Source organism: Allobosea sp. TND4EK4 (assembly GCF_900156025.1).
Taxonomy (GTDB): domain Bacteria; phylum Pseudomonadota; class Alphaproteobacteria; order Rhizobiales; family Beijerinckiaceae; genus Allobosea.
Genome location: NZ_FTMO01000002.1, coordinates 281104 through 295429 on the forward strand (window position 1 = coordinate 281104; position 14326 = coordinate 295429).

Sequence of the window (14326 nt, forward strand, 5' to 3'; positions counted from 1 at the left end):
ACTATCCGTTCCCTGCACGCAGCGGAGCCGGCCGGCCCCCTGCTGCGACGCGGCGTTGCGCCGGGTTGAAGGCTGTGGCCGCGATGGGCTGGCGCTCCTGCGCCGGCCGCATCGGCTGGGCGGCGGCGGTGGTGAAGCCCGCCACCGCCTGCTGCAGTCGGGCGATCTGATCGCCGAGCGCCGCCGTTGCCTCGGCGCTCTGCCTGGCGAGCTCCACGCTCTCATGCAGCTCGCCGTCGATCTGCCCGACCTTGCGGCTCATCGCCTCGACGCTGCGCCCCTGCTCGGCGGTCGCGGTGGAAATGTCCGCGACCATCGCGGAAACCTTGCCGACGGCGCCGACGATCCGGCCCAAAGCCTCGCCGGTGTCGCGGACGAGGCGCACGCCCTCCCCCACCTGCCCGTTGGAGGTTGCGATCAGCCCCTTGATGTCCTTGGCCGCCTGCGCCGAGCGCTGCGCCAGCGCCCGGACCTCGGAGGCGACGACGGCGAAGCCCTTGCCGGCGTCACCCGCCCGGGCCGCTTCCACAGCGGCGTTCAGCGCCAGCAGATTGGTCTGGAAGGCGATCTCGTCGATCACGCCGACGATGTCGGAGATGCGCGACGAGGATGTCTCGATCCGCTCGATGGCGCCCACGGCCTGCGCCACGACGCCCTGCCCGTGCTCGGCCGCCCCCATGGTCGCGCCGGCGAGATCGGCGGCCTCGCGGGAGCGGGCGGCGCTGCTGCGCACGCTGGCGGCGACCTCGCCCGCAGAAACCGTGGCCTCGCCGAGCATGCCGGCGCCCTGCCCCGTCCGCCCAGCCAGATCCTCGACCGAGCCTGCGACCCTGTCGGCCGACCAGGCCGCCTCGTCGGCCGCCGCACGGACCGTCTCGAGCGTGAGCGCGATGCGGTCCAGCGCCTCGTTGAGGTCGGCCTGCAATGTGGCCAGGGCACCGCTGTAGCGGCCGGTCATCCGGCCCGTCATATCCCCGCATGCCAGCCTCTCGGCGGCCGTCGCGATGTCATGGAGCGCCTCCTCGGCGCAGGCCGCGACTGCATTCAGAGCTTCTGCCGCCTCGCTGAAGCCGGAGCCGGGAGAAACGGGCAGGCGCTTCGAGAAATCGCCCTCGGCGGCCGCTGCGGCCATCTCGCGCAGCGCCAGCGAGAAGGCGCGGTCGCCGCTGAGCTCCTGCCACTCGACAGCCGTCGCCTGCGAGCCGTCCTGCTCGAGCGCCGTGAGCACCAGCCGGACGGTCCGGCGGCCCAGCGCGATCTCCACGGCCTCGCCGCTGCGGGCGCGGTGCTCGGCGCCGATGCGCTCCATCACCCGCCCGAGCATGTCCTTGGCGGAGCAGCCGGGAAAGGCCGCGCGGAAATCGTCCTGCGCTTCGGCGAAGAAGCGCAGCAGCGCCTTGCTCGCATAGACGACATGGCCCTTCGCGTCGCAGATCATCACGGCGCTGCGGCCCTGGTCGAGCGCTGCGCGGATGCGGGCCGCGTCCGTCGTTTTGCCGCTGAGCGACGCCAGGGCACGGGCGAGCTCGCCGGCCTCGCCGCTTTGGGACGGTGCGGGCATCGGGCCGGGCTGACCTTCGGCCAGGCGCACCAATGCCTCGCGCAGCGGCTTGATGCGCCGTGTCGCCAGCCATGCTGCGAGACTGCCGAAGCCTGCCACGAGGGCAGCTGCCGCGACCCCGCCGGCCGGCAGTCCGGCGGCGTTGCCGGCATAGACACAGCCCGCCGCGAGCAGCGCCGAGCCGGCTGCGTTCAACGGCTGGCTGATCGAGAGCGGTGAGAGAGGGCCGAGCGCGTTGCCCATGAAATCCGTTCGTTTCTTGGTCTTGCCCGCTCTCTCACGCAACGCCGGGCTTCTTGCAGGAATGGATCAGGCGGCGCGGCTGGTCTTGACCTGAATTTCGCCGCCGTCCCTGATCACGGCTGCCAGATCGAGCAGCGCGACGATGTCGGTATCGAGCAGGACGAGGCCTTCGATCAGCCCGTGCTCGTCGCGCTCCAGGTCCGGAGCCGGACGCACGGCCGAGACCGGCACGTCGACGATGTCCGAGACCGAGTCGACCAGCAGGCCCGCCGTCTTGTCCTCGACATCGACGACGACGATGACATGGGTCGCGGTGGCATCGGTGACGCCCATCCCGATCGCGGTGCGCAGGTCGTAGACCGCGAGGATCACGCCGCGCAGGTTCAGCACGCCGCGCACATGCGCCGAGGCATGCGGGAGCGGCGTCGTCGCCTGCCAGCCCTTGATCTCGCGGACCATGCCGACATCGATGCCGAAGGTGCGATCGCCGACCTTGAAGGTGACGATACGACGCGCCGCCGCTTCCGGCTGCGCAGACGAGAAGTGCTTTTCGCCGAGTTGGAGGGTCATGGTCATCCAGCCATCTTGAGGTCAGATTGGGTATTGCGCTCGCTATGGGCGGCAAGACGCAGCATGGAGTCGATATCCAGGATCAGGGCGACGAGGCCGTCGCCCAGGATCGTCGCGGCAGAGGCGCCGTTGACGGCTCCGTAATTCGCCTCGAGGCTCTTCACGACGACCTGCTGCTGGCCCACGATCTCGTCCACCGCGATGCCGACATTGTTGCCGCGCTCGGTCTCGGCGATGATCACGATGTTCTCGTTGGTGGTGCCCATCGAGCCCATCACGTCGCCGAGGCGGTAGAGCGGCGTCACCTCGCCGCGCCAGCGCAGGACCTCCTGGCCGAAGGGCAGCCGTTCGATCGGCGTGGAAGCCAGATGCTGCGTCTCGATCACCGAGGCGATCGGGATGACGTAGCGGTCATCGCCGCAGCGGATCACCATGCCTTCCAGCACGGCCAGCGTCAGCGGCAGGGCCAGCGTGAACTTGCAGCCACGCCCCGGCTCGGAATCGACCGAGATGCGGCCGCCGAGCGATTCGACGTTCCGGCGCACCACGTCCATGCCGACACCGCGGCCCGAGACGTCGCTGATGACCTCGGCGGTGGACAGGCCCGCGGCGAAGATGAGCTGGTCGATCTCTTCCGGCTGCAACCGCTCGTCGGCACCGACGAGGCCGCGCGAGCGCGCCTTCATCAGGAGCCGGTCGCGGTTGATCCCGCGCCCGTCATCGGTCACGGAGATGACGATGCGGCCGGCGCGATGCTCGGCGACGAGCTTGATCACGCCCTCGCGGGGCTTGCCCGCCTCGACGCGCTCGTCCGGCGTCTCCAGCCCGTGATCCATCGAGTTGCGGATCATGTGGGTCAGCGGATCGGCGAGTTCCTCGATGATCGTCTTGTCGACCTCGGTGTTTTCGCCCTCGAGCACGAGGCGCACTTCCTTGCCGAGCGTCTGGGCGAGTTCGCGCACCAGCCGCGGCATGCGCTGGAACACGGCCTTCACCGGCTGCGCGCGGACCGCCATGACATGGTCCTGCAGTTCGCGGGTCTGGCGCGACAGAGTCAGGATGCCCTCGGCGGTCTTGGCATAGACATCATAGGGCAGCGACCGCACGCATTCGACCAGCATCGACTGGGTGATGACGATCTCGCCGACGAGGTTCATCAGTTTGTCGATGCGGTCGAGATCGACGCGCACGCTGACGGCCTGGCGCTGGCGTGCCGCCGCCTGGTCATTGGCCGGCGCGCGGACCGCGGCAGCCCGCGCCGCGGCAGGCTCCGCCGCCGGCACGGCGGCAGCGTGCACCGGGGTTACGGGCGCGGGCGCCGGCTGGATATCCGGCTGGGCGGCAGCCTCGGTCGCGGGGCCGAGCTTCGCAAGGATCGCCGAAAGATCGGCAGCCACCGTGCTCGGCACCTCGGAGGTGGAAGCAGGTTCGGGAGCCGGCTGGGGAGCGGACACCGGCGCCTGTGCGGCGGCGGCAGGCGCCGCGGCCACGGCCGCGTCGCCCTGCTCGATCGTGAACTCCTCGGCCGCGAGCGTGAAGTCGAACAGCCCGTGCAGCTCTTCGACCGACATCTCGGTCCGCAGCGCGACGTCGAAGCCCATCCAGCAATCGGTGACGTCCAGGCTTTCGAGCGGCGGAACGCGGCTCAGATCGCACATGATGGAGACGATGTCGTCCGCCGGCAGGGAGGCGAGCACGACGCGCGGCTCGATGACGCGCCGGAACAGGTCGGATTCGGGCCGGATCCTCAGCGTAACGTCGCGGCCGGGCTTGGCGGGCGCCGGAGCTTCGTCGTCCCAGCCGTCATTCGCTGCCGCGGTGGACGGAGCATCGGCAGCACCCGCCTTGGCCTCGACCATGGCGAGCAGATTGCCGAGCGCGGCGATGCCGGGAGGCGCGTCATCGGATTTGGCGGGCGCAGCCGGCGCCGCGGCGACAGGGGCCGGCGCGGCGGCAGCTGCGGGAGCGCTGACCCTGTCCTGCCCGACCTGGGCGAGAGCCGCGAGCAGATCCGGGCGTTCGGTGGCCGGCTCGTCGTTGCGCGCGGCGGACACCAGATCGGCCACGGCGTCCGAGCAGCGCAGGAACAGCGAGAACGGCGCATCCTCGATCGCGACGCGCCCGGAGCGGAGATGGTCCAGCGCAGCCTCGAAGACATGGGCGAAACCGACCAGCTCCGTGCAACCGAAAGCGCCCGCTCCGCCCTTGATCGAGTGGATGGCGCGGAAGGCGGCATTGACGTCTTCCGGATCGACCGAGCCCTCCTCGAGCGCCTGGAGCTTGAGCTCCAGCGCCCCAAGGAGCTCTTCGCATTCCTGGAAGAACGTTTGCTTGAGTTCTGCCAACGGATCCATCGGCCAGCCTCAGTTCTGGTAGCGCGCGACGAGGCCGAGCAGGGTATTGGGCTCGAACGGCTTCACCATCCAGGCGCTGGCGCCCGCACGGCGACCTTCGGCCTTGATCTCTGCGCCGTTCTCGGTGGTCAGCACGATGATGGGGGTGTTCTGGCCCGCAGGGCGCGCCCGGCAGGCCCGTGTGAACTCGATGCCGTCCATGATCGGCATGTTGAGGTCCGTGATGACCACGTCGGGCTTGAACTGGTCGAATTTGGTCAGCCCCTCCTCGCCGTTCTCGGCCTCGGCCACCTCGTGGCCTGCATTGCGCAGCGTGAGGCTCAGGAGGCTGAGCAGGGTCTTGGTATCGTCGATGGCCAGGATTTTCATGCCGGTCACTCCAGAACGAGAGCGCTTTGCGCGGCATTGAAGCCGATCGCCTGCAGGGATTGACGGCACTCCGAAGAGGCCGCCTTGAGCGTGACCGAGAGCCCGCGCGCCGCCGCGCTTGTGGCTGCGGAATGGAGGAGCTGGACCCAGAGACTGGGCAGGGGCCCGGCACTGGCGCACTCCACGGCAATGCTCTCCTTCTGCTCCAGTGCGACGAGCAACTGGTTGCGGAAGGCGGCAGCCTCGGAGCGGCCGAGGAAAGCTGGTAGCGAGACGGTGATGACCATTGAGCTCAACCCGGAATGACGCGTGGTCAAGCTTCGGGCGGAACTGGTAAAAATTTCACTAAACCTTCGCGCGGCCGTCAATATTTTGGACGTGAGCGAGGCAGAACCGCGACTTTAGAACATACTGTTGCTGATGGCCCGCGGCACCAACGTCACCCGACCTTCGTTCTCGCGGTATTTCCGCGGCACGTTGATGATGCCGGACAGGTGCATCCAGAGATTGTTCGGGGAGATCGGCTTCGTAACGATCTCATGGGCACCGAGCTTGGCCGCCTGCACGACCGCGCGCTTGTCCGGGCGCTCCATCATCACCAGCACCGGCGCCTTGGCGAAAGGCGAGGTCTTCTGCGAACGGATTGCCGTCAGGCATTTTGGGCCGCCCCCGTCGGGCAGGTCCCAGTCGAGGATCACGATGTTGGGCTGCTTCTGGATGAAGACCGTCGCCGCAGAGGCGATGTCGGCCGCCTCGAAGATGCGGTGGAGCTGCGCCTGATACAGCATCGTGCGTATGATCCGCCGGTAATGCGGGCTCGCATCGATCAGCAGGACTGAGAGGTTTGGGAAGGAAGGCGCGATATGCATGATGCCGGCCTGACAGAACTCACTGACTCAACACACAAAAACCCGGGCGCCGGCGGCGTTAGACCTTGAGCCCGATCCGGAAGCCGCCCCAGTGCCGGCCCCGCACCATGATCGGCGCCGACAGGTCTTCCATCACCAGGAATTCGCCACCGCCCATGTCACGGCGGTAGCTCTGCAGCAGGAAAGGCTTGCGATTGCGCGCCGCCGTCAGCCCGGTCCGGTCGTCGAAGATGCGGCGGTTGCGGCAGTTGGCGTTGTTCCAGACCGGATCGGCGCCCTGCGGCTGCGCATATTTGCGGTTATGTGTCGGCAGGAAGCCGTTGCGGTCGACGGCCGCGCAGAACACGATGCGTGCGTTCGACTCCAGCAGCTTCTCCTGGATCTGCGGCAGCAGCCGGTCTGTCAGGCTGACGAACCGCGTCATGTGCTGGACCGGATTGGAACCCGGCACCTCGCGATAGGCCTCGTCGAAGAGTTCGGCCATGCCGATCTCGCCTCGCTGCAGCGCCTGCTCGAACAGGGCCGAGATTGCCTCTGCCGTCTCCATCACCGTGGCGATCAGCTCCGACTGGGCCGTGCGAACACCGGATGCCGCGATCGAACCGAGGATGCCCTCGCTGATCGCGACGAGGGCGTCGGTACGCCGCGCCGCCTGTTCGAGATTGTCCGTCGAGTGGTCGACGCCCGCGACCAGCGCCGCCAGGTCCTGCCCCGCCTTGGCACAGGCGGCGGCATTCTCCCGGGTGGGCTGCGAGATCGCCTCGATGCCGCCGATGAGATCGACGACGGAGCGGCCGAAGCTGTCGAACTCGCCAAGCTGCTGCGCGATCGTTCGGCTGCCCTTGATCGCCCTTTCGGCCGTCTGCGCGTTGCCTTCGCTGCGGCGCGACAGGCCATCGACGGCGCGCACGAGCTGGTCGAGCTGGCCAGCGCTGGCGGCCGTGGCTTCGCGGGTCTGTTCCGCTAGCGTCTTGACCGCCGCCGCGATCACGGCGAAGCCCCGCCCCGCCTCGCCGCTGCGCGCGGCTTCGACGCCGGCATTGATCGCCAGCAGCTGGATCTCGCGGGTGATGGACTGGATCGCGTCGCTGGAGGCACGGGCCTTGTGGGCGTCGGCGACGGCCTGCGCCAGCGCCCGCGACATCGATTGCGCCTCTTCGGCGAGGGTCCCGATATCGGATTGGGCAGCGTTGAGGCCGAGCTTGACCGAGCTGGTCACCCGCTCCAGGCCGCTGCGCACCGAGGAGGCTGCGGCCTGCGCGCCCTCGGCCGACTGCTGGATTGCGCGGTTGGCGTCGGAGACCTGGGCGACGGCACCGACAACCCGGCGCAGGCCATCGGTCTGGCCCTCCAGTTCCCGCGTCACGTCGCCGATGCGTCCCGCGATGTCGGTGATTTCCGCGCCCAGCTTGCCGAAGCGCTCGGCGATCTCGCGCACGGCGCGCTCGGCCCCCGGGGCAGGCGTGTGGTCCGTCGTCGCTGCCGCCGCGCGCGGCGGCAGGCGCTCGGCCTCGAAAGCCAGTGCGTGCATGATGGAGCGGTTCCCGGCACAAATGTCGCCGAACCGTAGCTAAACGCGGTAAACCGGCGGTTAAGAGGGATTTTGCCTGCGAAGCCTTCCGGCGATGCAGCAGCTGAACCCACGGGGATGTGAACGGACGCCAAGAACCATGCCCGAAGCCCGCGCGTAGGGTCCGGTACCGAACCAGTCGGTCCACGATGATCAAGGGAGCACGACAGATGATGCACGCCACCGGACTTTCCCGCCGCAACCTTCTCGCCTTCGGCGCGGCCGCCACGGCTCTTGCCGCTGCGCCGCGCGTTTGGGCGCAGGCTGCGGCCCCGGCCGCTCCCGCCGGCCCGTTCTCCCTGCCCAAGCGTGCCTATGAGGCGAACGCGCTGGAGCCTCACATCGACGCGACGACGATGGACATCCACTACAGCCGGCACCACCAGGCCTATGTCACCGGGCTGAACAATGCCGCCAAGGAGCACGGTGTCATCGCCAAGGCCTCGTCCGTCGCAGAACTGCTGGCCGATCTCAACCAGTTGCCGGAAAGCATCCGAACCCTCGTGCGCAACAATGGCGGCGGACATGCCAACCACACCATGTTCTGGGAGATCATGGGCCCGAATGCCGGCGGCGCGCCGACCGGCGAGGTCGCGGCCGCGATCACCCGCGATCTCGGCGGTTTCGACAAGTTCAAGGCGGACTTCGAGGCGGCCGGCCTGCGCGTCTTCGGCTCCGGCTGGGTCTTCGTCACGGTCGACAAGGCTGGCAAGCTCGCTCTGCTGCCGCGGGCGAACCAGGACAGCCCGATCATGGACAAGCACACCGTCCTGTTCGGCAACGACGTCTGGGAGCACGCCTACTACCTGAAGTACCAGAACCGCCGCGCGGAATACCTCAAGGCCTGGTGGAACGTGGTCGACTGGAAGAAGATCGACGCGCGCTACGCCGCAGCGAAGGCCGGCAAGCTGGCGATCTAGATTGACTCCCGACCAGGACAGCAAAGGCGCGGGAACCCCTCTCCTGCAAGGAGAGGGGTAGGGGTGAGGTGTTGGCCGCTGGGCCCGTGAATTGCAGCCTCGCCGCTTCGCAGCGACCGCCTCACGGCGAAATCGGTGAGGGGCCTACCCCTCGCCCTGCCCTCTCCCTCTGGGAGAGGGTTCCCCGCGCTATCCGAGCCTACGCGGCGCAGGCTAGTGCCCCGCCTTCACCCCGCCGCCCTCGCTGAGCCGCGGAAGGAACCAGGCCAGCAGGCCGATCAGCGGGATGAACGAGCACATCCGGTAGACGGTCTCGATGCCGTACCAGTCGGCGAACTCGCCGAGCAGCGCCGCCGCCAGGCCGCCGAGGCCGAAGGACAGCCCGTAGAAGAACCCGCCGACGAGCCCGACACGGCCCGGCATGAGTTCCAGCGCATAGATCAGGATCGCCGCGAAGGCGCTCGACATGATGATGTTGATCACGATCGTCAGCACGCCCGTCCAGAACAGGTCGGCATAGGGCAGGATCAGGGTGAAGGGCAGCGCGCCCAGGATCGAGAACCAGATGATCTTGTTGCGGCCAATCCTGTCTCCGAGCATGCCGCCGCCGAGCGCCCCCGCCGCCGAGGAGGCGAGGAACAGGAAGAGCATGACCTGCGAGTTCTGGATCGAGATCCCGAACTTGCCCATCAGATAGAAGGTGTAGAACGAACTGAAGCTCGACGTGTAGGCGTTCTTCGAGAACAGCAGGATGATCAGGATCGCGATCGCGAAGGCGACCGCGCCCTTTGGCCGCGTCGGTGCGGGTTTCGCCGCGCCGGCTGGCTTGAGCGGGCGTGCCCGGTCCAGCCGCGCATAGCTGGTCGCCGTCCAGACCATCAGCATCATCGCGATCAGGGCCGCGACCGAGAACCAGGCGAGGCTCCCCTGCCCCCGCGGCACGATGATGAAGGCCGCCAGCAAGGGGCCGAGCGCCCCGCCCGTCTGCCCGCCGACCTGGAAGATGCCCTGCGCCAGCCCGTGCTGGCCGCCCGATGCATTGCGCGCCATGCGCGTCGCTTCCGGGTGGAAGATCGAGGAGCCGATGCCGACGCAGGCCGCCGAGAGCAGCAGGAGCCCGTAGCTGCCGGCATAGGCGAGCCCGATCAGTCCCATCAGGCTGAAGCCCATTCCCACCACCATCGAATAGGGCAACGGATGCTTGTCGGTGTAGAGCCCGACCGCCGGTTGGAGCAGCGACGCCGAGACCTGGAAGGTCAGCGTAATCAGCCCGATCTGACCGAAATCGAGCCGGTAGCTCTCCTTGATGATCGGATAGATCGCCGGGATCAGCGACTGGATCATGTCGTTGAGCAGATGCGTCAGGCTGAGCGTAAGCAGCACCGGCATCATCGCCTTCTGGGCGGTCGAGGCGGCGGTCGGCGTGCTGACGGCCATGGCAAAAAGGCTCCGCGCCGGAGGGGTGACGGAACCGATTCCCGCCCCGGACTCCGGGGGCGCTCTGTAGACGATCGGACCGGGCGCAACAATCGAGCACGGCGGTATTGCCGTTATGCAAAAGCAAGCCGGCTCGCAAATGAGACGACACCGTCGTCCCGGACAAGCGGCTTGAGCCGCGCCATTCTGGATCCATGTTCGGCCGCGCGCGGACAAGGTTCAGGCATGGATTCCGGGTCGAGGCTTCGCTCCGTCCGGAACGAGCGCACGTCGATGACTCGACGGCTCAGCCGCTGCGCAAAATCGAGAGTGCCGCCTGACGCCCCACCGCGATGCGGCCGTGGCTCTCCGACAGGCCGAGGAACGCGGCCGGCGTGACCGTCGCCATCGCGAGCGCCTGTTCGAGGCTCGCGCCGCCATGGCGGGCCATGTTCAGGACCGCGCTGCTCATGTCGAGATGCGCGCCGGCAAGACGCCCTTCCGCATTGACCAGCCTGCCGCCCTCGACATGGATCGTCTCGCCGAAGAGCTCGAAGGCCTCGCGCGGCGAGCCGATGGTCGCCATCGCGTCGGTGACGAGCATCAGCCGCCGCGGCCCCATCGCCTTGAAGGCTGCGCGGATGCTCGGCCAGGCGACATGATGCCCATCGGCGATCAGCCCCGCCGCCAGCCCTTCATTGGCCAAAGCCGCGCCGACGATGCCTGGTTCGCGCGAGCCGAGCTGCGACATCGCGTTGAAGAGATGCGTGACGCCCGACAAGCCCTCGGCCTGCGCACGCGCCATCTGCTCGTAGCTCGCGACGCTGTGCCCGGCGCAGACCCTGACGCCCCGTTGCACCAGTGCCCGGATGAAGCCCTCCGGCACGCATTCCGGAGCCAGCGTCACCAGCGTGACTCCGGTCGGGCCAAGAGCCGAGAGAAGCGCGACATCCTCCGGCTCGGGCCGCAGCAGGTTGGCGACCGGATGCGCGCCGTGGCGCTCGGGATTGATGAACGGCCCCTCGATATGCAGGCCGGTGCAGCCCGGCACGCCCTGAGCGAGCGCATCGCGCGTCGCCGCGATCGCCTGCGCGATCCCGGCGCGGCTGGCGCTGATCAGCGTCGGCAGCAGATGGCGCGTGCCGAAACGGGCATGAGCCTCGCAGATCGCCACGATCCGCTCGACGCTCGGCCCGTCGTTCAGCATCACGCCGCCACCGCCATTGACCTGGATGTCGATGAAACCCGGCGCCAGCACCGCATCGTCCGGCAAGTCCTCGATGGCGCAGCCGGGCTCTGTATCGGCGGGCAGGATCGCCGTGACGCAGCCGCCCTCAGCGACGACGACCCGATCGGCGAGCATCCGCTCGCCATCGAACAGCCGCGCAGCGCGCCAGGCCTGGCGCCTCATCACAGCGTCTCCGTTACCTTGCGCAACCCCGGCGGCCTGTCGACATCGCGACCCTGCCGTTTCGCCTCGGCCTCCAGCGCCCGATAGGCCGGTGCCAGCAGCGCGATCGCATCCAAGGCCGGATCGCCGCCGGCCGACAGCCTCTGCAGTCGGGGCCGCGCGCCGCAGGAGGCGAAGACCGGCGCGCCGGCCTGTGCCAGTGCGGACAAGGAGGACGCGATGCTCTCCGACACTTCGCCGCCGGGATCGAGCCCCAGCACCGGATGCTCGGCCCGGATCGCCGCCTTCGGACCATGCAGGACCTCGGCCGCGCTATAGGCGAGCACCGGTACGCCCATGACCTCGGCGGATTTCAGTGCCACCTCCCGCGCCGGTCCCAGGCTGAAGCCGCGTCCGATGACGTAGCCCGCGGGTGCGCTCGCCAGATGGCGTGCCCAGTCCGACCAGTCGAGCGTCAGCGCCTCGCCGAGCCGCTTGGGCGCGGCCTCGACGGCGCGCCGGAAGCCTTCGTCATCCGAGAGCGCGGCGACCAGCAGTGAGCCCGCGAGCATGGTGTTGACCACCGTCTTGGTGGCCGCAACGGCCAGTTCCGGCCCCGCCAGGATCGGCAGGACATGGCGACAGGCGCGCGCCGCCGGCGAATCGGGGTCGTTCACCAGCGCGATCGTCTGCGCACCGGCCGCCGTCGCCTGCTCGGCTGCCGCGATGAGATCGGGACTGCGGCCGGACTGCGAGACAAGGACATAGAGCGCCCCGGCGAGCCGCGGCTCGGCCCCGTAGCGCGTCACCACCGAGGGGGCCGCCGGTGCGGCACTCAGGCCCAGCCGCGTCTCCAGCAGGTAGCGCAGATGCGTCCCCGCATGGCCCGAGCTGCCGCGCCCGCTGACCACGGCATGGCTGATCCGGCCAAGATCGAGCGCGCGAGCGATCGACGCGACGGCACCCTGCCCTCCATCGAGCAACCTGGCAGCAGCTTGCGGAATTTCGGCGATCTCGCGCGCCATCCGCGAGGGCGTCGGTTCCTGCGCGCTCATGACGGCTGCCCCATGGCTTCTCCCTTCAGCGTGGCGACGAAGTCGTAGCGGTCGCCGCGATAGGCCGAGACGGTGAACTCGACCGGCTTGCCATTGGCCAGGAAGGCACGCCGCTCGATGCGCAGCAGCGCGCTGCCGGCCGGCACGCCGAGATGGCGCGCCTCCTCCGCCGTCGCGAGACCCGCATGGATGCGCTGGACGCCATGGGCAGGCGCGGCGCCCCGCTCGGCCAGTGCCGCATAGAGCGAGGCTTCGATCAGGTCCGCCGAGGGCAGGACCGCGGCCGGCACCACCGCGCATTCGATCGCCAGCGGCTCGCCATCGGCGGTGCGCACCCGGATCAGCCGCACGACGTTCTCGCCCGGCGCGAGTCCGAGCGCCATCGTCTCCTGCGGCTTCGGCCGCGCCACCTCCTTCGACAGCCAGACCGAGCCGGGCCGCTCGCCGCGATTGGCGATATCCGTCGAGAAGGAGGCCAGCACCGACAGCGGTTGCTCGATGCGCGAGGCGACGAAGGTGCCCGAGCCGTGCCGGCGCGAGAGCGTGCCACTCCGGATCAACGCGTCGATCGCGTTGCGCACCGTGACGCGCGCATAGCCGGTGAGGTGCGCAAGGTCACGCTCGGAAGGCACGGCGTCCCCGGGCTGGAAAACGCCGCTCTCGATCAGCCGCGCCAGCGCGCCGGCGAGCCTGAGATAGCGCGGCGTCGGGTCGTCGCCCGCCAGCGCCTGCAGGATCGCTTCCTGCTTGGCGGGAACGGGGCCGGGCGCGCTCACGGCGCGGCCTGGCGCGCCGCCGCCCCCTGCAACTCGCCGCCCCCCGCGAGCGCCACCAGCGCATGCCTGAGATTGCCGCGATGCTCCGTCAGGAGCGCCTCGGCGAGCGCCGGATCCGCCCCGCTGGCCAGCAGCACAGCGCGCTTCACGTCGCCGCCGACACAGTCGAGATGCCGGGCCGCAGCGTCCATCCCGCAGCCGGTGATCATGTCCACCATCTGTGCGGCGCGGTGCCTGAGCTTGGCGTTGGTGGTCCGCATGTGGACCATGAGCCCGCGATAGACCCGACCGAGCCGGATCATCAGCAGCGTCGAGAACAGGTTGAGCACGATCTTCTGCGCCGTGCCGGCCTTCATCCGGGTCGAGCCGGCAACAACCTCCTCGCCGGTCTCGATCAGCACGGCGTGGTCGGGGCTGTGCAGCAAGGCCGAACCCCGGTTGTTGGCGACGCCGATGGTCAGCGCGCCGCGCGCCTTGGCCTCGGCGATGGCCGCGAGGGTGAAGGGGGTGCGCCCGCTGGCGGCGATGCCGATCACCACGTCGTTGGGTCCGACATCCGCGTTGCGCATCGCCTCGGCGCCGTCATCGACGGAATCCTCGGCATTTTCGACGGCATGCAGGATCGCCTCGTCGCCACCGGCGATGGCGAAGCCGAGGCGCTCCTCCGGCCAGTCGAAGGTCGGAGTCAGCTCCGCCCCATCCTGCACGCCGATGCGCCCGGAGGTGCCCGCGCCGGCGTAGATCAGCCGCCCGCCGGCCTCCAGCCGCGGCACGGCCGCCGCCACTGCCGCGCCGATCGCCGGCAGGGCGGGCATGATCGCCGCCACCGCCATCAGCTGGCCCTCGTAGAGCGCCTTCAGGATGTCGAGATCGCCCCAGGCGTCCAGCTCCTGATAGCGCGCGCTGACATCTTCGGTCGCCATGGAAAGCCTCTTTGTGACCAGACCAAAATAAGTCCACTTGAACCTGGTTAGCAAGCGCCCGCCCTGGGAAAAAGCGGCCGGCGACCGTCCCGGCCCCCTTCGGGAAGCAGCTTGCTGCGGCGCCCCGGAGCCTTTTCATCGCCGTCACGCTTGAATCGCCATGGCAACGCCTTGAATCAACATGGCGAAAGGAGTCTCCAACCCCCTGGGAATTCGTGGATTTCTCCAACCGCTCGGTCGAGCCGGATCAGCATGGCCGGGCACCGCGCAACGCGACAGCCGCACCCGCCTGCGCAGCAGGCCTGCCCCC

Annotated in this window: 13 protein-coding genes; 1 reads left to right on the forward strand and 12 read right to left on the reverse strand. The window is 69.0% G+C overall.

The window, feature by feature from the left end; translation table 11 throughout:
* Nucleotide 1: 1 nt before the first annotated feature.
* The 7 genes from BW981_RS06285 to BW981_RS06315 all read right to left on the reverse strand — a co-directional run bounded on the left by BW981_RS06285 (nt 2) and on the right by BW981_RS06315 (nt 7497).
* Nucleotides 2-1804, reverse strand: coding sequence for a methyl-accepting chemotaxis protein (locus tag BW981_RS06285; RefSeq protein ID WP_076437313.1), 1803 nt, complete (start codon nt 1802-1804; stop codon nt 2-4).
* Between the two features lie 66 nt (nt 1805-1870).
* The gene (locus BW981_RS06290; protein ID WP_083712205.1) at nt 1871-2380 is read right to left on the reverse strand and encodes a chemotaxis protein CheW; all 510 of its coding nucleotides are present in this window, start codon (nt 2378-2380) and stop codon (nt 1871-1873) included.
* Nucleotides 2377-4719: a chemotaxis protein CheA gene (locus tag BW981_RS06295; RefSeq protein WP_175624061.1), complete on the reverse strand. Its 2343-nt coding sequence runs from the start codon at nt 4717-4719 to the stop codon at nt 2377-2379. Before BW981_RS06295 ends, BW981_RS06290 begins: the two co-directional genes overlap by 4 nt.
* A gap of 18 nt (nt 4720-4737) precedes the next feature.
* On the reverse strand, nt 4738-5097 hold the full coding sequence (locus BW981_RS06300) for a response regulator (RefSeq protein ID WP_076437777.1): 360 nt from the start codon (nt 5095-5097) through the stop codon (nt 4738-4740).
* 5 nt (nt 5098-5102) lie between these two features.
* Nucleotides 5103-5384 (reverse strand): STAS domain-containing protein, encoded by a 282-nt coding sequence (locus BW981_RS06305; protein ID WP_076437316.1) that lies wholly within the window; start codon nt 5382-5384, stop codon nt 5103-5105.
* 114 nt (nt 5385-5498) lie between these two features.
* On the reverse strand, nt 5499-5966 hold the full coding sequence (locus tag BW981_RS06310) for a response regulator (protein ID WP_076437318.1): 468 nt from the start codon (nt 5964-5966) through the stop codon (nt 5499-5501).
* Between the two features lie 58 nt (nt 5967-6024).
* Nucleotides 6025-7497 carry a methyl-accepting chemotaxis protein gene (locus BW981_RS06315; RefSeq protein ID WP_083712206.1) on the reverse strand — a complete coding sequence of 491 codons (1473 nt, stop codon included), beginning with the start codon at nt 7495-7497 and terminating at the stop codon, nt 6025-6027.
* A 209-nt stretch (nt 7498-7706) separates the two neighbouring features.
* Between BW981_RS06315 and BW981_RS06320 the strand changes: the two genes are divergently transcribed.
* On the forward strand, nt 7707-8456 hold the full coding sequence (locus BW981_RS06320; RefSeq protein ID WP_244560239.1) for a superoxide dismutase: 750 nt from the start codon (nt 7707-7709) through the stop codon (nt 8454-8456).
* A 213-nt stretch (nt 8457-8669) separates the two neighbouring features.
* Here the strand turns inward: BW981_RS06320 and BW981_RS06325 are convergent, their stop codons facing one another.
* The 5 genes from BW981_RS06325 to BW981_RS06345 form a co-directional block, all read right to left on the reverse strand.
* Nucleotides 8670-9893 carry an MFS transporter gene (locus BW981_RS06325; RefSeq protein WP_076437320.1) on the reverse strand — a complete coding sequence of 408 codons (1224 nt, stop codon included), beginning with the start codon at nt 9891-9893 and terminating at the stop codon, nt 8670-8672.
* A gap of 286 nt (nt 9894-10179) precedes the next feature.
* Nucleotides 10180-11283: an N-acetylglucosamine-6-phosphate deacetylase gene (nagA, locus tag BW981_RS06330; protein ID WP_076437322.1), complete on the reverse strand. Its 1104-nt coding sequence runs from the start codon at nt 11281-11283 to the stop codon at nt 10180-10182.
* A complete protein-coding gene (locus tag BW981_RS06335) occupies nt 11283-12317 on the reverse strand; it encodes an SIS domain-containing protein (RefSeq protein ID WP_076437324.1) in 1035 nt (344 codons plus the stop codon). The genes nagA and BW981_RS06335 overlap by 1 nt, the downstream gene beginning before the upstream one ends.
* Nucleotides 12314-13093 (reverse strand): GntR family transcriptional regulator, encoded by a 780-nt coding sequence (locus BW981_RS06340; protein ID WP_244560240.1) that lies wholly within the window; start codon nt 13091-13093, stop codon nt 12314-12316. Before BW981_RS06340 ends, BW981_RS06335 begins: the two co-directional genes overlap by 4 nt.
* Nucleotides 13090-14016: an N-acetylmuramic acid 6-phosphate etherase gene (locus tag BW981_RS06345; protein WP_076437326.1), complete on the reverse strand. Its 927-nt coding sequence runs from the start codon at nt 14014-14016 to the stop codon at nt 13090-13092. The genes BW981_RS06340 and BW981_RS06345 overlap by 4 nt, the downstream gene beginning before the upstream one ends.
* Nucleotides 14017-14326 lie beyond the last annotated feature (310 nt).